This window comes from Serratia sp. ME47 (assembly GCF_903970925.1).
Lineage (GTDB): Bacteria > Pseudomonadota > Gammaproteobacteria > Enterobacterales > Enterobacteriaceae > Serratia > Serratia ureilytica.
Map to the genome: position 1 here is coordinate 52,320 of NZ_CAJCKE010000020.1, position 23,843 is coordinate 76,162.

General features: G+C 57.4%; 20 protein-coding genes and 2 pseudogenes. 10 read left to right on the forward strand and 12 right to left on the reverse strand.

What is annotated here, in order from left to right; genetic code table 11:
• The first annotated feature begins 175 nt into the window (after positions 1 to 175).
• Positions 176 to 370, forward strand: a complete 195-nt coding sequence (locus H7A77_RS25775) for a hypothetical protein (RefSeq protein ID WP_141202234.1) — start codon at positions 176 to 178, stop codon at positions 368 to 370.
• A 30-nt stretch (positions 371 to 400) separates the two neighbouring features.
• On the opposite strand, the gene H7A77_RS18505 is transcribed toward H7A77_RS25775, so the two are convergent.
• Entirely contained in the window at positions 401 to 700 is a 300-nt protein-coding gene (locus H7A77_RS18505; protein WP_254922263.1) for a transposase zinc-binding domain-containing protein, read from the reverse strand.
• A gap of 7 nt (positions 701 to 707) precedes the next feature.
• Between H7A77_RS18505 and H7A77_RS18510 the strand changes: the two are divergent.
• A pseudogene (locus H7A77_RS18510) lies at positions 708 to 1,932 on the forward strand (IS256 family transposase).
• A 108-nt stretch (positions 1,933 to 2,040) separates the two neighbouring features.
• Here H7A77_RS18510 and H7A77_RS18515 read toward each other — a convergent pair.
• Positions 2,041 to 2,426 (reverse strand): annotated as a pseudogene (locus H7A77_RS18515) (DUF4354 family protein).
• Between the two features lie 288 nt (positions 2,427 to 2,714).
• On the opposite strand from H7A77_RS18515, the gene H7A77_RS18520 reads away from it, so the two are divergent.
• From H7A77_RS18520 to H7A77_RS25715, 8 genes are all read left to right on the forward strand, one after another.
• Positions 2,715 to 3,362 (forward strand): recombinase family protein, encoded by a 648-nt coding sequence (locus H7A77_RS18520; RefSeq protein ID WP_182074491.1) that lies wholly within the window; start codon positions 2,715 to 2,717, stop codon positions 3,360 to 3,362.
• Complete coding sequence (locus tag H7A77_RS18525; RefSeq protein ID WP_094142114.1) at positions 3,359 to 4,318, forward strand: Rpn family recombination-promoting nuclease/putative transposase; 960 nt, start codon at positions 3,359 to 3,361, stop codon at positions 4,316 to 4,318. Before H7A77_RS18520 ends, H7A77_RS18525 begins: the two co-directional genes overlap by 4 nt.
• A 28-nt stretch (positions 4,319 to 4,346) precedes the next feature.
• Positions 4,347 to 4,961 carry a DUF2913 family protein gene (locus H7A77_RS18530; protein ID WP_094142115.1) on the forward strand — a complete coding sequence of 205 codons (615 nt, stop codon included), beginning with the start codon at positions 4,347 to 4,349 and terminating at the stop codon, positions 4,959 to 4,961.
• A gap of 258 nt (positions 4,962 to 5,219) precedes the next feature.
• Positions 5,220 to 6,329 carry a recombinase RecA gene (gene recA / locus H7A77_RS18535; protein WP_182074492.1) on the forward strand — a complete coding sequence of 370 codons (1,110 nt, stop codon included), beginning with the start codon at positions 5,220 to 5,222 and terminating at the stop codon, positions 6,327 to 6,329.
• Positions 6,329 to 6,709 (forward strand): translesion error-prone DNA polymerase V autoproteolytic subunit, encoded by a 381-nt coding sequence (gene umuD, locus H7A77_RS18540; RefSeq protein WP_052475507.1) that lies wholly within the window; start codon positions 6,329 to 6,331, stop codon positions 6,707 to 6,709. Before recA ends, umuD begins: the two co-directional genes overlap by 1 nt.
• A 53-nt stretch (positions 6,710 to 6,762) precedes the next feature.
• Positions 6,763 to 8,037 (forward strand): translesion error-prone DNA polymerase V subunit UmuC, encoded by a 1,275-nt coding sequence (umuC, locus tag H7A77_RS18545; protein ID WP_094141446.1) that lies wholly within the window; start codon positions 6,763 to 6,765, stop codon positions 8,035 to 8,037.
• Between the two features lie 294 nt (positions 8,038 to 8,331).
• Complete coding sequence (locus tag H7A77_RS18550) at positions 8,332 to 8,595, forward strand: hypothetical protein (RefSeq protein WP_141202224.1); 264 nt, start codon at positions 8,332 to 8,334, stop codon at positions 8,593 to 8,595.
• Positions 8,596 to 8,887: 292 nt separating this feature from the next.
• Positions 8,888 to 10,780 (forward strand): colicin-like pore-forming protein, encoded by a 1,893-nt coding sequence (locus tag H7A77_RS25715; RefSeq protein ID WP_304621541.1) that lies wholly within the window; start codon positions 8,888 to 8,890, stop codon positions 10,778 to 10,780.
• Between the two features lie 4 nt (positions 10,781 to 10,784).
• Here H7A77_RS25715 and cui read toward each other — a convergent pair whose 3' ends face one another.
• From cui to H7A77_RS18605, 10 genes are all read right to left on the reverse strand, one after another.
• Positions 10,785 to 11,345, reverse strand: a complete 561-nt coding sequence (gene cui, locus H7A77_RS25780; RefSeq protein WP_370528345.1) for a colicin immunity protein Cui — start codon at positions 11,343 to 11,345, stop codon at positions 10,785 to 10,787.
• 60 nt (positions 11,346 to 11,405) lie between these two features.
• Entirely contained in the window at positions 11,406 to 11,819 is a 414-nt protein-coding gene (locus H7A77_RS18565; RefSeq protein ID WP_094141449.1) for an Exc2 family lipoprotein, read from the reverse strand.
• A 70-nt stretch (positions 11,820 to 11,889) separates the two neighbouring features.
• Positions 11,890 to 12,132, reverse strand: a complete 243-nt coding sequence (locus H7A77_RS18570) for a hypothetical protein (protein WP_094141450.1) — start codon at positions 12,130 to 12,132, stop codon at positions 11,890 to 11,892.
• 969 nt (positions 12,133 to 13,101) lie between these two features.
• Positions 13,102 to 14,190, reverse strand: coding sequence for a Replication protein (locus tag H7A77_RS18575; protein ID WP_226772908.1), 1,089 nt, complete (start codon positions 14,188 to 14,190; stop codon positions 13,102 to 13,104).
• A gap of 332 nt (positions 14,191 to 14,522) precedes the next feature.
• Positions 14,523 to 15,305: a TraX family protein gene (locus tag H7A77_RS18580; protein ID WP_094141451.1), complete on the reverse strand. Its 783-nt coding sequence runs from the start codon at positions 15,303 to 15,305 to the stop codon at positions 14,523 to 14,525.
• A gap of 13 nt (positions 15,306 to 15,318) precedes the next feature.
• On the reverse strand, positions 15,319 to 15,873 hold the full coding sequence (locus H7A77_RS18585) for a phospholipase D family protein (protein ID WP_176445890.1): 555 nt from the start codon (positions 15,871 to 15,873) through the stop codon (positions 15,319 to 15,321).
• Positions 15,866 to 16,084, reverse strand: coding sequence for a hypothetical protein (locus tag H7A77_RS18590; protein WP_094141453.1), 219 nt, complete (start codon positions 16,082 to 16,084; stop codon positions 15,866 to 15,868). The genes H7A77_RS18585 and H7A77_RS18590 overlap by 8 nt, the downstream gene beginning before the upstream one ends.
• 78 nt (positions 16,085 to 16,162) lie before the next feature.
• Positions 16,163 to 21,445: a conjugative transfer relaxase/helicase TraI gene (gene traI, locus H7A77_RS18595; protein ID WP_182074494.1), complete on the reverse strand. Its 5,283-nt coding sequence runs from the start codon at positions 21,443 to 21,445 to the stop codon at positions 16,163 to 16,165.
• Positions 21,445 to 23,643, reverse strand: a complete 2,199-nt coding sequence (gene traD, locus H7A77_RS18600; RefSeq protein WP_094141455.1) for a type IV conjugative transfer system coupling protein TraD — start codon at positions 23,641 to 23,643, stop codon at positions 21,445 to 21,447. The genes traI and traD overlap by 1 nt, the downstream gene beginning before the upstream one ends.
• Positions 23,633 to 23,842 carry a hypothetical protein gene (locus H7A77_RS18605; protein ID WP_033641525.1) on the reverse strand — a complete coding sequence of 70 codons (210 nt, stop codon included), beginning with the start codon at positions 23,840 to 23,842 and terminating at the stop codon, positions 23,633 to 23,635. The genes traD and H7A77_RS18605 overlap by 11 nt, the downstream gene beginning before the upstream one ends.
• Position 23,843 lies beyond the last annotated feature (1 nt).

Below are 23,843 nucleotides of genomic sequence, written 5' to 3' on the forward strand. Positions count from 1 at the left end.
TATAAAACTATTGCACGAGTTGGTTCATGTGCGATAAGGAAAATTTCTTGTTGTTACACGACCCGTATGAATTGGAATAAAATTTATAGATAGTAAAGATGTTAGAGTAACAAAATGCAAACATTGAACAAGTAACAGACTCATTTAATCTTAGCCCAACTAAATAGGAACTGAAATGAAAAAAATATTATGTGCTTTAATAATATCACTTGCCGCTCCAATTAATGTGTACGCATCTAACTATAGTAAATGTGAGGACTATCGTCAGGCAATTAAGTTATTCTGCAATAATAAAGCTGGAACATGGAAGGATGGTAGTGCTGGGGCTTGTTTAGGCGCTCAGCTCGGATTTGCCAGAAACAATTGTTAAAAGTGGTTTCATCTAAGAACAGTAGCACGGCTATGTCATGCTGCTGTTCTTATGTTGCCAGTCGCAGTCGGGCAGGATGTGCTGCTGCTCGGCAATCCACTGCTCGGTACCTTTGAGGCCGCAGCTGCTGCAGGCCTTGGACTCGCAGGTCTGGCAGAAAAAGCGGGCATGGGTGCAATCCGGTGAGGCACAGCAGTAGCAGCGCACGCCCATGAGGCAGGTGCCGCAGGCGAGCATGCGCTCGACGGCGAGTTTGGTCCATTCGCGACGGTGGGGGATGCGGCACCGTGTTGATGTTAGACTGGGGCTTAAAGACGGTTGAGGCAGCAACGCTGCCGTGCTCGCACCGCAGGGTCGCTACGTTCGCGGTGAGGATTTTTTACGTGAACTCACCGAGTTCATGCTCAACCGCATCATGGAATCCGATGCTACTCAGCGTATCAACGCGGAGCCGCATGAGCGCAGTGACGAGCGTGAGACCTACCGCAACGGCTACCGTGACCGCCAGTACACCACCCGACCCGGCACGCTCGACCTGCGTATCCCAAAGCTGCGGGAAGGCTCGTACTTTCCGTCATTCCTCGAGGCCCACAGACTGTCGGAGAAGGCGCTCAATGCGTTTATCCAGGAAGCGTGGATAAACGGCGTCTCTACCCGCAAGGTTGACGCGCTGGTCCAGTCGATGGGATGACCGGCATCTCCCGCAGCCAGGTGTCGTCCATCTGCCGCGGTATCGATGAGCGTGTGCAGGCGTTCATGCAACGACCACTGGAAGGCGAATGGCTCTATCTGTGGCTGGATGTGACCTATGTGAAGGTACGCCAGAGCGGCCTGGTGGTCAGCGTGGCGGTAATAATCGCCTGCGCGGTCAACTCGGACGGACGCCGGGAAATCATCGGGATGGGTATCGGCGAGTCGGAGGCCAAGGCGTTCAGGCTGGCCTTCCTGCTGAGCCTGAAGGAGCGGGATCTGGAAGGCTTAAAGTTGGTCATCTCCGACGCGCACAGCGGGCTGAAGGCGGCGATACAGCAGGGGTTCTGTGCCAGTTGGCAGCGCTGCCGGGTTCACTTCATGCGCAAAGTGCTGAGCCGCGTCAACAAGTCGAACCAGTCGGTTTCCGCGCGGCGTTGCAACAGGTGTTCGTGCAGACCGACGAGAAAAGCGCCCACGCCACCTGGCGTGAGGTTGCAGGGCAACTGGAAAAAAGCGCGCCGGCGGTTACGGAGATGATGGATGAAGCAGAGGCGGACGTGTTAGCGTACTTCGGCTTCCCGAAAGCGCACCGGGTAAAAATCCATTCAACCAACACACTGGAGCGCCTGAACAAAGAGGTGAAGCGGCGTGCCGACGTGGTGGGCATCTTCCCCAACGAAGAGATCATCATGCGGCTGCTGGGTGCGGTCCTGACGGAGCAGAACGAAGAATGGCTGCTGCAGAACCGCTACCTGCCGCAGCACAGCATGGCAGAGATAGACCAGGCAGCTAAACGACGCGCTGCCCGTCAGCGCATAACAGGCCTGTTACCTGACCGGAAGGCCGTAACTGAATTTACACCACCTTGACGGACTCGACCTGTTTCACGCCCAACGGTTTATCGAACAATTTCGCGGCATACACTAATTTTGGAAATATAAAATTTCATCAAGCAGCCCGCTGGCTGCTTTATCAGATTATTTACAATCGTCGGAAATCTTTACGCAAGGCGGCTTTGAGAACATCATCATTCTCAGAAGTAAACACAGCAATTCCCTTTACCTGTTTACCTTCTTTCAGGGAACCAGAGGTTAAAACCTCATCAACAGTATCGAGTTTATATTCTTTCTTGTCTGGAGAGTAAGCCTTTAGGCAAATCTTTAATAAATCGACAGTATCAGCAGATAATTTTGCTAAGGAAACCTCAAAGGTTTTGGTGTATGCAGTTTTATCACCAATGGATATAGACCCCTGAGATTGTTCAGTGGCGTATACGGCGACATTACTAGGAGTAGAGGAGTTTGGTTGCAAAGCAAAAACCGGCCAGAGTTAGATATAGCGGCTCGCGTTTGAAAACCCCCATGCTCGCGTTTATCGGCTTTTTTTGCTCACATTAACTGCAAATGAAAATCCCCGCGTGCTCACATTAACTGCCACTGTGCTCGCGTTTATCTTTTTATGCTCGCAATCATCCTTCCCGTGCTCACAATAACTGCAAATCGAAATTCACCTCCCGATGCCACCAATCGTTTTTTTGGTATACCTTTGTGAGAGCCAGGGTGATTTGTTCAAAATAAGTATCACATAACTTGATTTAGTAAATTTGATACGCAAAAATTTCATTATCTAATGTCTAGTGAGATTAAATCGTATGGCGCTCGTCGGTTATGCTCGTGTATCCACGACAGATCAGGATCTGACACATCAGATAGCGGTGCTGACTTCAGCCGGCTGCCGTAAAATCTTCTCGGAGAAAATGACCGGCGCCAGGAAAGAGGGCCGCCAGGCACTCGATGACTGCCTTAATTACTTGCGAGAAGGAGATACGTTGGTGATCACCCGTATCGATCGCCTGTCACGCAGTCTGCGCGACTTGCAGAATCTGGTTCATGAGCTTGAAGGGCAAAACATCAAGCTCAGGGCGACCGAGCAGGCCATCGATACCTCTTCGGCATCCGGCAAGGCTTTCCTTGATATGTTGGGCGTATTCGCCGAATTCGAGACACGCCTGCGTCAGGAACGGCAACGGGAAGGCATTGCCCGCGCGAAAGCCAGAGGGGCATATAAAGGAAGAAAACCCACCGCTCAGGCGAAAGCGCAGCAGGTGATTGAATTGACGCTGGTCGGACTCACCCGCGAAGCGGTTGCCGACCAACTGGGCATTGGCAGGGCCAGCGTCTATCGAATATTAAAAACCTGGCGGCAGCAACATCCCGACGCTATTCTGCCCGGAGAACGGGTGAAGCCTTCGCTCAGCCATAGTGAGCCGGCGACCGAACATGTTACGATAGTCCCATGAAAAAAAATCCAACGCCCCATGATGCCACTTTCCGGCAATTTCTGACGCAACCCGAAATTGCCCGCGACTTCATGGACATTCATCTACCGGCCGAACTGCGGGCCATCTGTGACCTCAGCACGCTGAAGCTGGAGTCCGGCTCCTTTGTCGAAGATGACCTGCGCCAGTATTTCAGCGACGTGCTCTACAGCCTGAAAACCACCGACGGCGCTGACGGTTACGTGCACGTGCTTATCGAGCACCAGTCCAGCCCGGATAAGCACATGGCGTTTCGCCTCATTCGCTATGCCGTCGCCGCCATGCAGCGTCACCTCGACGCCGGCCACAAAACGCTGCCGCTGGTCATTCCGGTACTGTTCTACACCGGCAAACGCAGCCCGTACCCTTACTCGACCAACTGGCTGCAGGAGTTTGATGATCCGGCGTTGGCCGGGAAACTGTACACCGGCGATTTTCCGCTGGTTGATGTGACGGTCATTCCCGACGAAGAGATTATGGGTCACCGCAGCATGGCCGCTCTGACCCTGCTGCAGAAACATATTCGCCAGCGCGACCTGGCCGAACTGACCGACAGGCTGTCCGCCATTCTGCTGGCCGGCTATCTCTCTTCGCCACAGGTGATTTCGCTGATACACTATATTATCCAGGCCGGTGAATCGGCGAATGCAGAGGCATTTGTCCGCGAACTGGCCCTGCGGGTTCCGCAACATGAGGAGGAACTGATGACCATCGCACAACAGCTTGAACAAAAAGGTATCGAGAAGGGTATCGAACAGGGTATCGAACAGGGTATCCAGAAAGGTATCCAGTTGGGTGAACAACGCGGTATTGAAAAAGGGCGCAATGAAGGCAAACTCGAAGTTGCCCGCACCATGCTGGCCAACGGCCTCGATCGCGACGCGGTGATGAAAATGACCGGGCTGACCGCTGACGACCTGGCCCAAATTCGCCACTAATCCTTTGCGTCGACGGGCAGGGCAGCCATTGACAGATAAAACCGCATCCGTTTCCCCGGAAAACACCACCTCAGCGCTCAGCCATCTGGCGTTCTGCGCCCTCGCGGCGCTGGGGCTGGCGCGCCAGGACGGTATCGCCGGCACGCCCTATGCCGAAAACCTGTTCTTGATCCGCTGGCTGGCCACCGCCCAAAAGCAAAAACGCTTCCCCAGGAGCGTCGCGATTGATATCCAGTGGTTACTCGACCGCGGCCGTAAGCACGGCCCGGCCGGCCATCTGCGCCAGCATCTTGAGTACCTCTGGCGCTCCTGCAGCGGCAACCTGGCCGCTCAGTCCGACCTGTTCCGGCTCACCTACTCCTCCGAAACCCTGAAAGATCAGGGCTGGGACAATTTTGTGCTGGACGCGAAAGAGTGGAAATCCGGCGTCGTGCCGACACCGTCACAGCATAACGGGTTCTACGTCGAAAAAACGGCGCTGAATGCCGCTTTTGCCCAGGACGGTCGCCATCTGCACGCCGTCACGTTTAGGGTGGTCGGTGACGCCGACCGGTTTATGCAGGTGATGGCCGAGTACGGACTGTGTACGCGCCGGCAGGGCAGCACGTCAGCCTGCCACACCATCGCGCTTGAACCTGCGTAACACCACGACCGACACGGTTCACATATTCCGCCAACGGCGCCGCGCCACTCACAACCAGGACGTTATCCACAAATTTGGGGGATAACCTGTGCGCATCGTCGGTAAAAATATTCGCCTCAAAATGAGGGGCTTGTGCCCGTCGCGCGGTTGACCTCGCCATCATCCCTTGTCTTTCCTCGTCGGTTTTATATTATACTGGTTATGCATACAGTATAATTATAATAATACGTTTCGTTTCCGACCAGAGGAGAACACAAGATGAGCAACGTATCACGCACTCGCACCCCGCAGGACTCGGCCGGCACACAGGAAAGTCGCGCCAAAGCGCTGCAAAGTGCCATCACCGCCATCGAGAAGGCGTTCGGCAAGGGCGCCATCATGCGCCTGGGCGACAACCATGGCATGGCTGTCGAACGTATCCCTACCGGCTCGCTCGGCCTCGACATCGCACTCGGCGGCGGCCTGCCGGTCGGCCGCATCACCGAAATCTACGGCCCCGAGTCGTCCGGCAAGACCACCGTCGCCCTGTCGGTGATTGCCTGCGCCCAGCGCGCCGGGCTGCAGTGCGCCTTTATCGATGCCGAGCACGCGCTCGATCCGCGTTACGCGCAGCAGCTGGGCGTCGATATCGGTGAACTCCTCATCTCCCAGCCCGACACCGGTGAGCAGGCGCTGGAAATCTGTGACGCCCTGGTACGCTCCGGCGCCGTCGGCGTGGTGGTGGTCGATTCCGTCGCCGCCCTGGTGCCGAAAAACGAGCTGGAAGGCGAGATCGGCGACGCCCAGATGGGGCTGCAGGCCCGCATGATGAGCCAGGCGATGCGCAAGCTGAAGGGCAGCATCAACACCACCCGCACGGTGGTGATCTTCATCAACCAGTTGCGCATGAAGATCGGCGTGATGTTCGGCAACCCTGAAACCACCGCCGGCGGCAACGCCCTCAAGTTCTATGCCTCGGTGCGTCTCGACGTGCGCGGCGCCGGCAACGTCAAGGAAGGGGAGACCATCATCGGGCGGGATACCAAGGTGAAGGTGGTCAAGAACAAGGTCTCGCCGCCGTTCCGCCAGGCGCAGTTCCGGCTGCTGTTCGGCGTCGGCATCTTCCGCGAGGGCGAAGTGCTGGATCTGGCCGTCGACGCCAAATATATCCTCAAGACCGGCGCCTGGTACGAGTATCAGGGGGAGAAAATCGGGCAGGGGCGCGAGAAGGCCGCCGGCTGGCTGCGCGACCGTCCCGACGTGGTGGCCACATTGACCACGCAGCTGCGCACGCACTACCTGCAGGCGGCGCAGCCGGCCGCGGCTTCAGCCGACGCGGACACGCCCCCGGATGACGATGCCTGGCAGAGCGTGCCGGAGGCCGTGTGATGCCGGTTCGCCTCTATGACGCCGGCGTGCCCTGCGGGTTTCCGTCGCCGGCGCAGGACTACCTCGAGCAGCGCCTGTCGCTGGACGACATCTGCATCCGTCACCCGGAGAGCACCTACCTGGTGCGCGCCGAGGGGCAGTCGATGCAGGACGCCGGTATCCTCGACGGCGACCTGCTGGTCGTGGAGTGTTTCTACCGGGCGCAGCACGGCGACATTGTCATCGCCACCGTCGACGGCGAGTTCACCTGCAAGCGCCTGCAGCTGCTGCCCCGGCCGATGCTGTTGCCGGCCAATCCGGCCTTTGCGCCCATCCCCCTCGGTGACGACATCGAGACCGTGATCTTCGGCGTGGTGCGCCACGCCATTCACACGCTGTAACCCGGCCTCGGTTATCGCCACCTATCCATTCCGCAAAGCCCGGAGACCCCGCCATGTTTGCCCTGGTTGACGTCAACAGTTTCTACGCCTCCTGCGAAACCGTCTTTCGCCCCGATCTGCGCGGCCGGCCGGTGGTGGTGCTGTCCAATAATGACGGCTGCGTCGTCGCGCGCAGCCGCGAGGCGAAAGCCTGCGGCATCAAGATGGGGGAGCCCTGGTTCAAAATCGCCCGGGACGCCGAGCGGCAGGGCGTAGTGGCGTTTTCGTCGAATTATGCCTACTACGCCGACATGTCGCATCGGGTGATGGCCATCCTTGGCCAGCTGACGCCGCGACTGGAAGTATATTCAATCGATGAATGTTTCTGCGATCTGACCGGTATCCCGGCCGCGCAGCTGGAATCGCTCGGTCGGCGGCTGCGTGAAGAGGTGCGGCGCCGCACCCACCTGACGGTCGGCGTCGGGATCGCGCCGACCAAGACGCTGGCCAAACTGGCCAACTACGCCGCCAAGACCTGGCACAAGACCGGCGGTGTGGTCGACCTGAGCGCGCCGGCGCGTCAGCGTCGCCTGATGGCGCACGTGCCGGTAGAGGAAGTGTGGGGCGTTGGCCGGCGGATTGCCCGCCGGCTGGCAACGATGGGCATAACCACTGCGCTGCAGCTGGCCGACATGCCGGCGGCCGCGGCGCGCCGTCAGTTCTCGGTGGTACTCGAGCGCACGGTGCGCGAGCTCAACGGCATCGCCTGCCTGGGCCTGGAGGAATTTGCGGCGCCGAAGGAGCAAATCGTCTGCTCCCGCTCGTTCGGCGACAAGCCCACCGAGCTGGACAGCGTCAGCCAGGCGGTCTGCGCACATGCCGAGCGCGCGGCACAAAAGCTGCGTGGCGAGCGGCAGTTCTGCCGGCACATCTCGGTGTTCGTGGCCACCAGTCCGTTCGCCGCCGGCGAGACCTATTACGGCAACCAGGCCACCACAAGACTGGCGACGCCCACCCAGGACAGTCGTGACATCATTCAGGCCGCCCGGCGGGCGCTCGAACGGATCTTCATCGCCGGCCACCGCTATCATCGCTGCGGCGTGATGCTGGGCGATTTCACCAGCGAACGCGTGGCACAGTTCGGCTTATTTGACGACGCGCCGCCGCGCAAAAACGGCGATCGGCTGATGCAGCTGCTCGACAGCCTCAATCAGGACGGCCGGGCGTCGGTGTGGTTTGCCGGACAGGGTATTCCCGATCGGGCCGACAGCTGGAAGATGAAACGGCAGCGGCTGTCGCCGGCCTGGACCACGCGGCTGAACGACGTGCCTGTCGTGCGCCTGAAATAATTGCCCACTTCACACGAAACACATCAAGCCTCGTTATCATGTAACATGCTCAGAACGGGTGATCAAAGGACATCTAAGGCCGTTAAAAGCGGCGTCAAAGGCAGAAAATTTCTTAACGTGAGTTTTCGTTCCACTGAGCGTCAGCTTCTACTCAGGGAGTAACGACATCCACGGGATTTATCAACACGGAGAGGATCGATGAACAAGGGGTAAGTTTGGAGGAAAATTTTGTACGTTAAGCGCAATATTTAACCAATAACTCTTCAGGCTGGATCACAGAAACAAGGAAACAGTATGAAATTATTAGCATCATCGGTTGTTTGTTTAGTCTCGCTATTATTACCACTCTCTACGCTTGCTGGAGAGGCCCGGTTTTGCGAAAGCACCAATATTAAATTTAAGGGCAGCAGTACGAATTATCTCACCAATGAGGTGGTTTTTGACTGTGGTGACAACGTGAAGGGTACGGTCGTTGAATTAAGTAAAGCCGGCTGGAATATCACTCAAGTGATCGGAACGCAAAGTGTTGCCAGCTATGTATTGCTTATTGAAAAATAGGCGCCCTATAACGAAAAACCGACGAGGCTTCTGTCTCGTCGGTTGGGCCGTCGTATAGCTTCCGCCTTTTTCTCGTTGCTCGCTTCCATGATAATGACTCAGCAGTTCTTCCACTGAACTTTCATTTTTAACTCAGACTGGTGAGCAGTAATACGCAGCCGGTATTTCGAATGCCGCAAAGCGGCATGCAGGCACCAGCTGTAACTCCATATGGCACGTTTAGCGAAGGTGCCGGAGACACGGCGTAAAACCCCCTTTCAAACCTTACCACAGTCACACACCACCTCAGCCCATGTTGTACTACGCACCACACAAACAAGAATTATTATCATTTATTGACGATGAGCAGCAGGCCAGATACATTACAAATGCTGTATATAAATACAGTTTAATTCAAATTATTTTCAAGGAGATAAATATGAGTGGCGGAGATGGAAAAGACAGCCGTGGCCCAACTGGTGGTGTTAAAGGGGGTCCAACCGGGATTGGTGGGGGCGGTAAAGGTACAGGATCTGGCGATGTACCCGCCATTGGTTCAGGAAAGGGGGATTTCAAAGTTGCATTCCAACGGCATGAAGGTGGCTGGGTAGATAGCTACAACGCAGCGGGACAGTTAATAGGCTCCACAAGGGTGGGGTATGGGACTGATGGTAAAGGGAATGACAGCGGCAGTCCTACTGGTGAGAGCGGGTTTAATGGGCTACCTGGCCATCCCAATATTGCGGATGCGGGTCAGCTAAGTGGTGATAATAGTGATAAGCATAATTATCATGTACGTGATGGCGGATCTGTTTATTCAGTGCTCGTAGATAAAGACGGGAATATTAAACATGTCAGTAAAATTAAAAGCCCGCCGAAAAATGAACATGACACGCGTTTGTCAGGTAATGATGATGCCGGTAAGCAGTTTGCGAGAAATCAGGTTCAGGCTTATTTGAATGAGAAAAAGCAAGCGGAAGCCAAAGCGGCGGCCGAGGCGAAAGCAAAAGCTGATGCGGAAGCCGCAGCCAAACGTCGGGCAGAGGAAGAGGCAAAGCGTAAACAAGCTGAATGGGACGAACAACATAAGGAAGAAGCGGCGCAGCGGCAAATTAATGAAGCTCAGCAGCGCATTAATCAGGCACAGCAGGATAAAAATAATGCTGAGCAACGGGCGGGCCAGCATGATGGCACCGCTAATAATATTCAGAATGAACAGAATGCCATTCGTCAGGAGCAGCAACGTCTTAATGACGAATTTACGAAATTGCTTAAAACGGGTGCAATGAGTGACACTTCTAGCCCCCGATACCAGGTAGCCATGCAATTACATCGGCAATCAGAGCAAGAGAAGCAAAAGGCTGATGCCAAACAAGGTGATATTGATCGCGAGCGTAATGCCGCCAACCAAGCGAGAAATGAAGCCAATCAGGCGCAACAACGGGTTGAACAGGCTCAACGAGAAAAAGCGGAGGCGGAAGCCCGGCTGAATACCCTGCGAGCAGAGCGACAGGCACAGGAAGCCGCTGAGGCCAAACGCAAGGCGGATGCTGAGGCAAAAGCCGCGGCAGAGGCGAAGGCAAAAGCGGATGCGGAAGCGGCAAGGGTAAGGGATGAAAAGGATGCCCTGATGAAAACGAGTGAGCTCGTTGCGGCCGCTGGCGAAAAGGTGGGTGAGCATCTGGGTGATAAGTACAAAGCGGTTGCAAAGCAAATCGCCGATGACATCAAGAATTTCCAGGGCAAGAAGCTGCGCAGCTTCGATGATGCAATGGCATCGCTCAACAAAATCACCTTGAATCCGGCCATGAAAATCAACAAGGCAGACAAGGATGCCATTGTTAACGCCTGGAAGCACGTCAATGCAACAGACACGGCAAATAAGTTGGGGAATCTGGCCCGCGCCTTCAAAGTAGCTGATGTGGCGTTGAAAGTAGAAAAAGTGCGTGAAAAGAGTATTGAGGGATATGAAACCGGCAACTGGAAACCACTGATGCTGGAAGTGGAATCCTGGGTGTTGAGTGGTGTGGCTACTGCGGCGGCGTTAGGGTTACTAGGTCTAATTCTCAGCGCGGTTCCTATCACAGGGCTGCCGCTGACAGCCCTAACGATACTTGGAATTATAACTATCAGTTATTTATCTTCACTGATTGATGATAAAATCGCAGAGAAAATAAACAACGAGATTATTCCTCCGGCTCATTAATGGTTTAAAGCGAGATAGTTCTCTGCCTCGCTTTAAATGCTTTGACAGTACCGATACCGAACCACAAATATAAACAGCCGAACACATATATACCAGCATACAAAGTGATATAAAACAAAAGCAAGGTTATGTCATTTGTCGACATCGCCTTCAGAGTTCTTACCGAGTTCGTTAGCTCAATATTGGTAAATAAAAATCCATAAATCAAACAGATATAAAAAACCGTAAAACAAATAAACGTGACTAACAGTTTCGACACTGACTGATTGGATTTCAATTTCAACCTTTTGTAGAAACTAAAAAAGAAAAACAAAGAAAACATCGGAGATGTTTTTAAATAGACATCCATTACTTTGCTAAATAAAGGGTTATTAGATGAAACGATCGCTGGTAAAAACGTGGTATATTCCGATACTCCCTGGAGAAAATTGGATTTTGGATTAATATAATACACAGCAGCAATTAATAGCAAAGGCACGAGAGCAACCAATAATAAGCATAGCATTTTCTTTGCTATATTGTTGCCTTCCTCAATCTCATGATACATATTCATGTTAACTCTCATATTGATTTATTTTATAAATTTACTTAATTATCCATATTGTGGGAATAAGCAAGAGTATAATCACAACCGTCCCTCATAGCCATCCCAGTAAGTGGCTATACCATTATCAATAAGTATATCACGTTGCTGCTTTGGAATATCTGATGAGTAAACCTGATTAATGAAGGTGGTTTTTTGTTCTGATATTGGCATGAAATCTGGATGGCGAAATCCTGCAATTCGCTTTTCTGCCTGTTCGCGCGTGACTCCGCAGGCTTTGTCTGACTTTCCGGCTTGATAAAATTGTTCAAAGAACGCGACAAGACGCTGGTTATTGTCTGAAACCGCCGAACGGGTATTAGGGTCAAAATGTGCTTGTGCTAGCTGATAAGAGGCATGACGGGCATGTGTTTTAACGCAGCCCTGTGGACCGGCGCACGCACAAAGCACGAAAGTCCCGATGATAAAACTGACTCGTAGGCTTAAATTAAACATGAAACATCGTCCTTGCTGTTTTGCTATCGGTGAGAGTAAAACGCTTATCTCCTGGTTCTTTTTAGACGCTTTATTTTAGAATTGCTGATAACACGGAACTGAACACAGATCCGGTAGTAAAGGCGTGTTCTGTCGCTATTTCTTCATTTTTTATATCCGCAAATCTTTTAAGTGCCATGTTCGCATCAGCGGCCTCTATTTCTTCAGGTTGTTGTTCATACCCTTGCCCAACCAGCAAAGAAGCGCTTTCAGCGTCTGACTTATTAACTGCTGTCAGGTGATGATCTTTTCTGAATAAAATGAACTCAGCCATGAGGTACCTCCCTCGGTGACGGCCTGTAAATATGCGCACAAATATTTATACCATGGCTTAACCAGACAGGCGAGAGTCGGTCTTTCTAATGCCGCAAAGCGGCATGGAGGCGCCAGCGGTAACTCCATATGGCACTTTTAGTGAATGGCGCCGGTGACGCGGCGCAGCCGCCCTGGCCTGATAGGCGTCGCCTATCCCATCCCTCGCCCTGCAAGACGACTAACGCTTAAAGCGATGTTAGTCGTTGTGTGCGCCGTCGGAGTGGACACGACAAGGCGTAGCCGCAGTCGGGGCGTATCTCCGCGTTAGCGGGCCGTAGGGCCGCTTACGGGCGTGTACGAAGAACGTTCAGCAACACTTCTGACAGCGATTTAAATGCTAGTTACAACATCCATCATTAAAAGCGACACAGTTCCCCGGCCTTTGGCCGGGGGGCGGGGCCGCTTTTCAGCGGTGGTGAGGGGGTTTGTGGGGCTAAGGTTGGCTAATTTCATTGGTTGGGAAATTTCGGCGGTTCCGGCGTGGGTGCAGGTCCTTTTGCCTGCAGTCGCGACTGCAGGTGCTACATCAGGTTTTTGTTAAGAGAGGGATGGAACTGAGTAAGGCTCTGTTTTTTGCCCGAACAAAGTGAGGGAGGTACTCAACAGCAACGGCGTAAGCCGGTGCGCTGAGTGACTCCCTTTATTTAAAGGGCTTAGTTTGTTCAGAAACAACCTTCGAAATTAAGCATTTCTCCGAGTGGTATTTCGAAGTTAATACTGCCTACGAAGTTAATGTCGAAGTTAAGGGTTTATTCGTTGCCGATCGATGTCAGCAACGCCCCGGATCGACGTCGGCGGCCGTGAAAATCACGCCGACATCAGCCGAAACACCCCGGCCGAATGGCCAACCTGGCATCAGCGACGGGAAACAGGCAGCACAAAACCCCCGGGGATCAGGCAGGGTAAAAATTCTGTATGTGGGAGGAAATTAGGCGGGGATAGCGCCGGCGCGCTCCAGCAGCAAGCGATAGAACGCTTCCGGATCGCTGTTCAGCAGTCCGGGCTGTTCATGCTTGAGCGTATTCTCCAGCTGCATCGCCTTCAGCGGCGAGCTGCCCATCGTCCACTGCACCCAGGCCTGATAAAAGCCGTTCTGCTTCTGGCGCCGGGCGGCTGCCAGCTTTTTGATGCCGGCAGCGGTGTCATCCAGCAACGTATCGAGCCGCTGCTCGTTCTGCTGCCGCCTGGCCAGTTCGTTGCCAATCACCTGCTCCGCGTTGCGCTTGAGGTTTTGCAGATCGGGACTCACCACCCAGCGCCGGATCTTTTTCAGCCGGTTTTTCAGCGAGTGCTTGCGCTCGATGTCGATCCCCAGATGCGCGATGCGCACCAGGTGGCGCTCGTACTTTTGCCTGAGCGTTTCGGTCAGGCCGTTTTTAATCGCCCACAGCCGGTACTGATTCAGCCACTGGCGAATTTCGTCCACCTGGATGCCTCGACTAGTGAAGAAGTTCTCCGTCAACCAGATGCGCAGCGGCTTGTTCTGGCCGGTGTCGGTATCCTGCCCGCGCGACACGATGAGATAGTCCAGCTGCTCGAGCACCGACAGCGCGTGCAACGCCACGTCATACGCCTTGCGGCCGCTTTCGTAGACGTGCAGCACCCCCATCGCTTTGGCCACGTCTTCGAACGGCAGCATGATCTCAAATGGATAGTCGCTGTCCGGGTTGTAGTCGCAGTTGGCGCCCAGCACCATCGAGAGCACCGTCAGCGCTTCACGGCTCTCCGAACGCGCAGCAATGCGCATCGGTTTGGGACGGTAGTCCGGGTTGTTGCGTTGGGTATAAGGGATATAACCCTGCCGGCGCAGGCCGATCAGGTCATCATTGCGCCGCCAGTCGTGGCTGCTCATGCGCGCCACCACCTTGCTCGCCATGCCTTTCGGCACCCGGCAGCACAGGTTTGGGGTGTAGCGACGATGAATTTTTTGTTGCCCGCGCCGCAGCGCATTATTGGCACCACGGCGTGAAATGGTTGATTTTACAGGATTTACCTGTGCGGCATGTTGACTATGCACGTTCCCCTGCACTTAGGGTCGGCAGGGGGGATTGACGTAGAATACGCATACAGTATACTTCCTTACAGGCGCCAGGCCTGCTTGTGACCCCCGGATTTACGATGCACCGACCAAAGTTCATGCGTAATCCGGGGGTTTTTGCGTCTGGAGCTCCGCTCCATCCCGTCCACCTTCTGGCGTGGACAACCATCGAATGCAAAATTTTTCCCACTCTACCAAAAGCCTTCATATCGGTAAAGCGGACAACGCGCCCCGCGGCCGTGGCGATCGTCACCTGGTCAAGTAACAAAGCATGGGCAAAGTGCGAAGCGGTCGGTAACATCAGCGGTGCCTCAGTGTAAAAACACGCCGGCCAGCCCCAGCGCCAGCAGGTGCGCCACGTAGGTCTGCAGGAAAAACCCCCGAGGCAACAGGCGCCGTTGATTGAACGCCGTCGCCAACGGCAGCGTCCCCAGGATGAGCAGTGCCGGCAGCAGCAACCCGGCCAGCATCATCGTGCCGCCCAGCTCGGCATTGAGCATCAGCACCAGTAGCGGCCAGGCCACGATCGCCAGCCCGCGCACCGGCCAGACGGCCGTCACGTACCCCGGCAGGGAAACGCACAGCCCATAACTGGCCAACAGCAACAGAACGCCGGCAGTACCGTAAGTACCATCTGTAGCGCCATAAACACTCCACAAAGCCAACAGAACGACGCCGACCAACAACGGGTTAGGTGAACCTTTGCTCATTGGCCGTGAAGCCAGCACAAGCGCCTGCGTCACCGCGGCGAACAGGAACAAAATATTCGGATCGGTGAACGCCAGCCCGTCATGACGCATTACCAGCCAATAGCCCGGCTGCGCAACCACGGCCCATATCCACAGCCGGGTCGCCTGCGCCTGCCGGACAGGCCGCGACGCCAGGTTGTACCCCCACAGCAGGGCGAACAGCGGCAACGCTCCCCGCCCCAGCAGCAACAGCACCGGCTCATGCAGCCCCAGCGCCCGGTTGGCGTGGTCGAACACCATCAGCACCAGCGCCAAAAATTTCAGTACGTCCTGCTGCAGCGGGGTGAAGCGCACTACCTCGCGTACCTGCTGCAGTTTTCCGCTGTGCGGATCAAACATCGCCATCCGATTTCCTTTCTTAGTAAGTCGACTGCCAGTCCTGCCCCTGCGCCCAGCGGGATTGCCAGTGCGCCAGATACTGTTTGGCCACCTCCGGCATGTCGCGCAGCACCACCACATTTTCCGAGTTGGCGCGATGTGCCGATCGGCTGAAATTAAAGCTGCCCGTTTCGGTCGTCACGCCATCCACGACGATCACCTTGTCGTGCAAAATTTTATAGCTGTTCACCGTCCTGACGTTCACGCCGGCGTTGGCCATCAGATTCAGTGCCGCCCGGCCGGCGCCGTTCTGGTTGGCCTTCGCATCGACCACCACCCCGACGGTCACCCCCCGCCGGTGCGCCGCAATCAGCGCCCGCGCCACCTCCGGCGAGGTAAAGGCGTACCCCATCAGGCGAATATCGCGCTGCGCCTCACCGATAATGCTCAGTACCAGCTGCTGCGCCGACCCTTCCGGTGAAAACCCCACCTGTACCGCCGGCGCCGCCAACAGGGGCGATGCCGGCAGCCAGCCGCTGAGCACCAGGGCGGCAACGCCAAACACCCGAGCGGGGAGTCGCGGGGCCTTATTCATGCGGGGCCGCCCTGTTCAGCCGCGCCTGCAGGTGCTTCATGCCCATGAAGACCAGCAGAGGCAGCGGGACGAGCGCATTGCGCCAATACAGCGGCAGGTCGCTCAGAGTGTCCCACTGCACATATCCCCAGAGCGTCGCAGCCCCGGACAGCAAGACCGCTGCGTTTAACAAGACGCCCTGCGTCGTTGATACGTTTTGAGTTGTGTTCATCCGTTCTTCCTTTAGGTAATGCCGTGCGGGACAGGGGCTCGTCACCTGTCTCGTACGGCGTTGGACAAGCGCAGCGCGTCAGTCGCCGCCCAGGGTTTTCTCTTTGTTCAGTTCCCGCTCAGGATGGGTATCCCGCACCAGGTTCTGTTCATCCTGCTGCAGCCGGCTGCGGGTCGATACCGGCTCGCGCGCCACCTGGCGGACAGCGGCATCGACCCGCTGTGCCGCATCCTGACCCATCACCTCCCGCATGACCGCCTCCGGCAGACGGTCTTTCACGTCCTCGGCGCGCAGTTCGCCGCGCGCAAGCAACGCACGCAGCTGTTCGTCGTTAAGCCCGGCCAGCCGCTGCGGGTCAGGGGCGTTCGGTTCACGGCCCAGTTTTTCGGCCTGCGTCTGCAGTTCACGCTGCAGGCGTTCTTCCGGACTCTCCGGCAATTTAATGACACTGTCGGACGCGCCGCGCTCCCGTACAGTGGCCTTGAGCGTCTCGTCGTTCACCCACACCCTGCCGCCGGTCATCGCCTGGGGATTGAACGGCACATCGTCACCCTGCAGGCGTACCACCACACCACTGTCGGGATAGCGTGCCGCCAGCCGGATACCGTCCTGCATCGTCCCGGCCAGCCTGGTCTCGTTGTTGCGGCTCCCCTGCAGCGCCACGAACTGCGCGCTGTCACTGCCGAGCACCCGACCCTGTGTCGGCAGTCCCCCGACGCTTTTCCCCTGGGTGTCCGCCAACGGCGCCAGCCAGGCGCCGGCCGCTTTGCCGTTGGCGTCATACATCGGCAGCATGGCGTGCGGTTGGGGGTATTTCTTGCCCGGCGACACATAGTGCGCCAGCGTGTTGCCGGTAAGCTGGCTTCCGCGCAGCACCGCGCGTCCCAGGGCGTTGTCGGATAAAGGGACCGCTTTGCCGTAGAGTTCGGCGGCCGCTTTCTGGCTGCCGGGCGCCATGCCCAGCACCGCATCATGGGCCGTGGTGCGCGCCTTCGCCTTGCCGATGGCTTTCAGCCACCCGGCTTCGTTGTCGGTGTACACCTGCACGTGCTCCTTGGCGCGCGAGAGCGCCACATAGGCCGAGGCCCGGTTCACCATCTGTTCTCGGCCGCCTTCCACGCCTTCCAGCGTGATGGCAAAGCGTTCACTCGCCCCCTGCGCGCCGTGCGCGGTGATGGCATAGGCCAAATCGACGTGCCGTTCTTGTTGCTGCTCGCGGGGATTGACGGTACGGATCTGTTGTCCATCGGAAAGCGTGACCACGTCACCTTTGATGGCTTCGACCGTCCAGACGCTGTTGGCCACATGCTCGCGCTCGACGTCCGACTTGGAGAAGCGCATGCGGTCGCCCACGTTCACCTCGATGGTGCGCGGGTTGTACAGCGTGACGCCTTCACGCACCGCACTGGCCGGGAAAAACTGCCGGGTATTGCCCTCGCTGTCATGCAGGCTGACGGTACGGGACTGACTGTCGATGTCGGCCATCCGGTAGTAGGTGTTATCCAGCAGGACGACGGCGTCCCGGTGACGCGCCCAGGTGTCCAGCTTGCGCAGCTCGCCGTCTCGGATATTGGCGGTCTCAAGGATGGGCAGATTGACGGACGCCCCCTTCAGCTCGCCCGCCGCTTTACGTTCCTGGTGAATACCGGCATTGATGATGTGCCGGTCGGCATTAAGGTGGGTGATGATCAGCGTATCGCGCCGGGCCGCCTCGGTGCGTCCCAGGTAATCGCTGACAATGGCGGCATGAATGTCATCCGGCCCCTTGGCGGGATATTCAACCACCGACTGCGCCGGCACCCAGGCATTGGCTTGCCGGGGGACGTTGGCCGGCGCCACCGCGCGCACCACGCCCAGCGCGCCGGGCACATCGTTTTCAATCATCTTGTACACCGCCGGCTTCAGCTCGGGGGTCTGGCGCACAATCTCTTTCATGACCGCCATATCGATGGCGCTGCGCCCCTGCGCCAGCCGGAACGGCGCGCCCGGCGCAATCGCTTCCAGCTGGGCTTCGTCACCGCTCATCACCGCACGGCCGTTGCCCTCGGCAATCAACGCGTAGGCGCGCGCCATGTCGCTGTTGCCCACCATCGAACTCTCATCCACCACAAACAGCGTGTTTCGGTAGTCCGGTTTCTCGCCGCTGGCAACCTTCAGCCCCTCATCGTGCAGGAACGATGCCAGGGTTTGGGCATCGACGCCGGCCGCCTGCATTTCACCCACCGCGCGGTGCGTCGGCGCCAGCCCGACCACGCGGGGCCGCTCGCTTTCAGGTATCTGCGCTATCCCTTCCAGCACCGCCTTGAACTGGGTGGTTTTCCCCACCCCCGAATAGCCCTGGATGGCCACAAACCGGTCAGTCGTACCGAGAATGAGGTCAACACCCTCTTTCTGCCCCTGCGTAAGCGAGCTTTGACTTGATGCCAGTTGATTTCTCGCCGACTCACTCATCAGCGCCGGCATACTGTCTTTGCCGTCGGCGATCAGACGAATAATGCTTTTCTCCGCCTCGAAGCTGGCGCGCGAGACCAGCAAATCCGCCCCGACGCCGGGCGCGACATCCACTTTCAGCAGCTCCCCGCGTTTGACCTGCGCCTCGATTTCCCTCTGGATGGCCTCCATCGACACGCCTTTGGCCGCAAAATCGAGACTGCCGGCGAGCAGTTTGGCCTGACCAAACGCGACGCTATCCCCTTCCAGCGTCGGAATGGCCAAATGAATGGCCTGCTGCGCCGGAGTAAACAGCCCCGATTTTTGCCCGGCGATCGCGGCATCAAGCCCCTCCTCCCCGGCCAGTTGTTTGACCTGTTCGCCCGCCAGACGGTACGCCGGGTGCTGGGCCACTTTCTCCTGCGTCTTGCGCGCATCGAGCGCCGAATAGAGGGTGATATGCCCGCCACTACGGGCAATGCCACTCAGCGTGGCGCTGTTGAGCTCGTTTTTCTTCACTGCGGCATAGACCGCCGCCGTACTGCTCACCGAGGCGCCGAGGCTTTCCACATACGCCGGCGCCACCTTGACGGCGCTGAAAACATCGCTGCCGACCGCAAGCGCTCGGTCCGCCGGCTTCTGCGTCGCATCCTGCTCGCCGGCCACGCGCACCTGCAGCTCGCTGGCGCCGGAACGAACAACCGTCAGCGCCGTACCGGCCTTCAGTGCATCCTTGCCCCGTCCTTCCTGACCCAGCACCCGCAGGCGTTCGCCGTCGGCAACACCCATCGTACCGGCCCGGAACAACGACCAGTCCTTGTCCACGGCTTTGACGGCAAGCCGCTGTTTTTCACCCTCGGCGTTACGCAACACCAGGTTGCGCGTTTGCGAACCGACCCGGTCGATAACGAACCGCTCGCGCTTCCGGCTCTCCGCATCCCAGCGTTCCATCACCATGCCTTCCCGGTAGGTATCGATGGCGCCCCGATTTTTGCTGTCCAGCCATACCGGTGTCAGCGTCGCCACATGGGTCTCTTCGCGTCCCAGCAGCCCGGCATCTTTCAGCTCGTCACGGATCATGGCCGTCAACATCCGCTGGTCGGCCGGGCCGTTCACCTGTGCCACCGCCGGCCGGTCTTCGACAAATGCCTGCACCACGCCTTTGGCCAACTGACCGAAGCGCTGGGCCTTGTCCGGCTCGCTCACCACCTCCGCCGGCACCGCCTGACGGCCACTGAACTGATAGCGCGGTACACCGGCCTCTTTCATGACGGCGAGGGCATTGCCCGTTCCCTTGCGCTTTTCGGTATCCATCAGCACCAGCTGCACGTTGTTACGCACGGCGCCATCGAGCAGCGCCACGGTTTCCTTGAGCGTCAGTTTCTCTGCCTGGTCAACGACCAGCGTGCTGTTCGGCGCAAACAGCGCCTCGCTGCCGAGCGCGGCACGCGTCACCACGCGGTCTTCATCGAGATGGACGCTTTGCTGCAGATACTGCTGTGACTGCCGATCAACGGTCAGCACGGTGGCGTCGCGGCCCTGCTCACGCGCCAGCTCCACCACTTCCGCCACGCGGGAACGGTTTACCGATGCCCCCCCAATGCCCGACAACACCGCCATCGCCGGTGCATGCTGCGCAAGCGTCTGCACGGCATCGCTGTAGGCCGGGTGGCTTCCGGTGCGCGGGTCAGACTTTGGCGCGCCTATCACCACCGCACTCTCGGCAAGGTGCGTGCGGCTCAGCTGCGCCACGCTCAGCTCATCGAGCAGATGAATATCGGAGGTAAAGACGCCCTTCTCCTTGTCGAGCGGGATAAGCTGTTCACGCTCGATGGCGCGGTCGATGCCGTCACGCACCGCGTCCAGCATGCCCGGCTCTCCGGAGAGATAGCTGATGGCCTTGCTGGCCACCTGGTTGTGCGTGAAGTTGACCTGCCGGTCAGAGAGCGCCGAAATGGCCTGTCCCACCGCCTGGTCAACCAGTGCGTCGCCCCCCGCTTCCAGCGGCGTCGGGGAGGGCGTCACCATCGTGCGAGACTGCGCCTCGGCCAGATAGGCTTTGGCATCAAAGCCGGCGGACTTCATTTCCTGAAGCCATTCGACCGCCAGGGCGGCCGGGTCGCTGGCGACCTTGGCCTTGCGGGTATCGAGTGTCGCCATATCCCGTGACTTGAGCGAAGCATCAGGGCCGGCGGCGGCGTCGATGGCGTGGTTGCGTTTGGAAAACACGTCAATCACGTTCTCCATACCTTTAAACTCCCACATGCCGTGCGGGCCGACGTTCTCGGTTTGATACCCCATGGCTTCCGCATCCTGACGCAACACATGGCGGTATATTTGGCCGAAAGCCACCTGGTTGGCATAGACGCTCTCGATAAACCCAGTCTTGCCGACCGTATCGGAGGACAACGTCTGCCACTTGCCGTCATGCTGCGTGACGTTGGCCACCACCGCATGCGTGTGCATCTGTGGGTCAAGGTCGCGTGACGTATCGTGGTTAAACAGCGCCACCACCAGGTTGCCGGTCAGCCTGGTCTCGGAGACACCCTCGGTCATGCTGCGGGTTGAGGCCAGTTTCTCCACCTCCCGCACCGCGACTTCTACCGCGTGGTTATGCGCGGCAATAAGGCGTTTATCGCCGCCCAACATCGCCATGATGGATACGCTTTTGGGCGCCGAAAACGTCAGGTCATAGCCGGGGCGGTGTTTATTCTCGCCACCGACCATGCGGGTCAGGTCGCTGCCGTCCGGTAACTTGCCTTCCAGCACGGCTACGAAATCTTTGACGTCCACCTTGCCAGTTAAACCCAACGCTTCTGCACCCTGACCCACCCAGCGTTCGTCCATGCTGCCCAGCACGTAGTAGTTGTCTTGATGGGTGTAGTAGTCGCCGGCTTTACCGGCGGGGCCGACCTGGCCAATGCTCATCATCAGAATTCATCTCCCGGTTCGCTGTCCCCATGATGAACTTCGGCCAGTTCGCGCCGATGCCTGTCGATATTGATGTTGGTCTCTTCCCGGCGCTGCATGGCTTGCTGCCCCATGGCCTGCTGCTGCGCCTGCCAGGCTTCATACTGTGCGATGTCCACCACTTCGCCGTCGCCACTGATACCGGGGGGCAACTCCCCCCGTTCTGCATCATCATCACCGGGCGCTGGTTTCTGTTTCAGTTCCGCCTCCGGCCCCCCTGTCGCGGTGGCAGCAGCTGACTCGACAGGCACATCACTGACGGAGGTCTCTGTCAGCACTGTGCTCACGGTAGCGACAGGGGCATCAGCGGTTTCGTTCGCACTTGCCGCCGGCAGGATAGGGGTAGCAGCGAACAAGGCATCCATATTGCCGGTCTCGGCTTCCCGCATTTCGATCGCCGATACAAGCCGCCCATCGGCAGCGGCATCCATCTTGCGAGGCTCATAGGGATGCGCGACCTGCCTGACTTTTTTGTACACCATCTGCAGCCTGACGGCCGGGTACGGCCCCGGCAGCGTCACATAGCAGCACAAATCAGGCAACGTCTGGATGTCGCTGTAGCTCACCAGCTGCATGCGCTCCAAATCCTTACCGACGGACACCCCGTCCCTGACGGGATCGGCCCCGTAGGAATACTGCTCGGAGGCCTTGCGATACTCTTTTTCACCGACTTCGCCGGCGGCGAACTCGGCACCCACGCGATCCGGCACGCTGAAGAGGAAGCGGGTGCGCAGCACCCCGAACAGGGTGGCCGCCGCCTTGACGCCATAAATATCTTCAAGCTGAGAGTAGGTCTGGAATCCCAACACAAAGCATCCGCCGAACTTGCGCGCTTCCGGCACGATGGACACCAGATCAGGCAGTTTGTGCAGGGTGGGTAATTCATCAGCAAAAATCCAGACGCGGCGGTCCGGGTTCTCGCCCATCGACAACAAGCTGTGTGAGGCGATAGAGAGCCACATGGAGATCAGCGGTTTGAGCGCCTTGTGGCTGGCTGAATCGGAAGTCAGGAACAACCAGCCGTTTTTGCCGTTGTCCTTCACGCCGCGCATCCAGTCACGGATGGTGAACGGTGCCCCCAGTTTCTCCACGCCCTGCATGTAACGCAGTGCCTTGGCATAGTTGGTCAGCACGCTGCGAATGGAGATGGCAGTCTTCTCGATTTTGCCGTCCACCAGGTTGGCCGCCGGCGTGCCCTCCAGATAAGCACGCAGACGCGGCAGATCGATGGACAACAGCGTATTGAGCAACTTGGCGTAGCTGCGGTCTTCGTCATTGCGCATGCGGTAGGCCGCTTCCACAAAGATGGTGCGGGCCGACCCCTGCCAGAACGGATCTTCGTTGCTGCCCATGGGGATAAGGATATCGGCGACGTTCTCAAAGTCCGGCAGTGTCAGACATTCCGACCATAAATCCCAGCCGACGCAGCGTGCATCCTGCGGGTTGAGGATTTTATCGTGCTGCGGATCGTAGTAGTCTTTGACAAAATCACAGGACTTGTCGTAGACAATAACCATGTCACCGCGTTTGCGTGCATAGTCCATCAGCTTGCGATACAGCCGTGACTTCCCCGTACCGACGCTGCCCATGGCGCAGAAGTTTTTGACCTCGCTGTTTTTTAGCAGCGGCAGCCCATCAATAATGATATCGGACGCCATACCATCGCGTTTGAGCATGTTGGCCACCACCGCAGGGTTATCGGTGAGTGTTCGCCCGCCGGTTATTTCATCCTCGCTCTGTTGCTTGCCCTGACGGCCAAGTATCCACACGGTGACCACGAATCCCGTCACACACGCAACGGCCGCCACGATGCAGGCAAAGATCCCTTCACGCCAAATCAGCTGACCACAGTAGGAGACGTAACTGTCGAGCAACACCTGTTTGGCGGTGTAGGTCAGCGTCTTGCCGTAATAATCCAGGTGGTAGAGGGTCTCTGACGGCGATATGCTCGGCCAGCCTTCCACCATCCAGACCCACCAATAAATCAGGCCGTTCGTGAGGTTCTGGATGGACACGCGCCACAACAGCGTGCAAATCGCCACCAGGAAGAAGGCGATAAACAGGCAGTAGAAAATCAGGTTGCCGATCTGCGTGAACATGCGCAGGCGCATAAAGGCGATCTGCCCGCCCTGCGTCATGTCCTTGGCGTTAAAGCTCATCCACACCTCCCTTTGCTACGGCCAGAATGCAGGCTTCACGTTCACTGTCGGTTAATCTGCTGAGAGCCAGCAGGGCACCGCGCATCACATGTGAGGGGCTGTAGAGGGGGTTCTCAGCCACCATACGCTGCAGGCGCCCAAACGTACCGTCATCGAGTCGCAGGGTGGTGGTATGCGTTTTGGCAGAGATCTTAGCCACC

What these genes read in the sequence shown, in the direction of transcription:
- H7A77_RS25775 (WP_141202234.1), top strand. Translation starts at nt 176, where the DNA reads ATGAAAAAAATATTATGTGCTTTAATAATATCACTTGCCGCTCCAATT.
- H7A77_RS18520 (WP_182074491.1), top strand. Translation starts at nt 2,715, where the DNA reads ATGGCGCTCGTCGGTTATGCTCGTGTATCCACGACAGATCAGGATCTG.
- H7A77_RS18525 (WP_094142114.1), top strand. Translation starts at nt 3,359, where the DNA reads ATGAAAAAAAATCCAACGCCCCATGATGCCACTTTCCGGCAATTTCTG.
- recA (WP_182074492.1), top strand. Translation starts at nt 5,220, where the DNA reads ATGAGCAACGTATCACGCACTCGCACCCCGCAGGACTCGGCCGGCACA.
- umuD (WP_052475507.1), top strand. Translation starts at nt 6,329, where the DNA reads ATGCCGGTTCGCCTCTATGACGCCGGCGTGCCCTGCGGGTTTCCGTCG.
- umuC (WP_094141446.1), top strand. Translation starts at nt 6,763, where the DNA reads ATGTTTGCCCTGGTTGACGTCAACAGTTTCTACGCCTCCTGCGAAACC.
- H7A77_RS18550 (WP_141202224.1), top strand. Translation starts at nt 8,332, where the DNA reads ATGAAATTATTAGCATCATCGGTTGTTTGTTTAGTCTCGCTATTATTA.
- H7A77_RS25715 (WP_304621541.1), top strand. Translation starts at nt 8,888, where the DNA reads ATGTTGTACTACGCACCACACAAACAAGAATTATTATCATTTATTGAC.
- cui (WP_370528345.1), bottom strand. Translation starts at nt 11,345, where the DNA reads ATGAGAGTTAACATGAATATGTATCATGAGATTGAGGAAGGCAACAAT.
- H7A77_RS18565 (WP_094141449.1), bottom strand. Translation starts at nt 11,819, where the DNA reads ATGTTTAATTTAAGCCTACGAGTCAGTTTTATCATCGGGACTTTCGTG.
- H7A77_RS18570 (WP_094141450.1), bottom strand. Translation starts at nt 12,132, where the DNA reads ATGGCTGAGTTCATTTTATTCAGAAAAGATCATCACCTGACAGCAGTT.
- H7A77_RS18580 (WP_094141451.1), bottom strand. Translation starts at nt 15,305, where the DNA reads ATGGCGATGTTTGATCCGCACAGCGGAAAACTGCAGCAGGTACGCGAG.
- H7A77_RS18585 (WP_176445890.1), bottom strand. Translation starts at nt 15,873, where the DNA reads ATGAATAAGGCCCCGCGACTCCCCGCTCGGGTGTTTGGCGTTGCCGCC.
- H7A77_RS18590 (WP_094141453.1), bottom strand. Translation starts at nt 16,084, where the DNA reads ATGAACACAACTCAAAACGTATCAACGACGCAGGGCGTCTTGTTAAAC.
- traI (WP_182074494.1), bottom strand. Translation starts at nt 21,445, where the DNA reads ATGATGAGCATTGGCCAGGTCGGCCCCGCCGGTAAAGCCGGCGACTAC.
- traD (WP_094141455.1), bottom strand. Translation starts at nt 23,643, where the DNA reads ATGAGCTTTAACGCCAAGGACATGACGCAGGGCGGGCAGATCGCCTTT.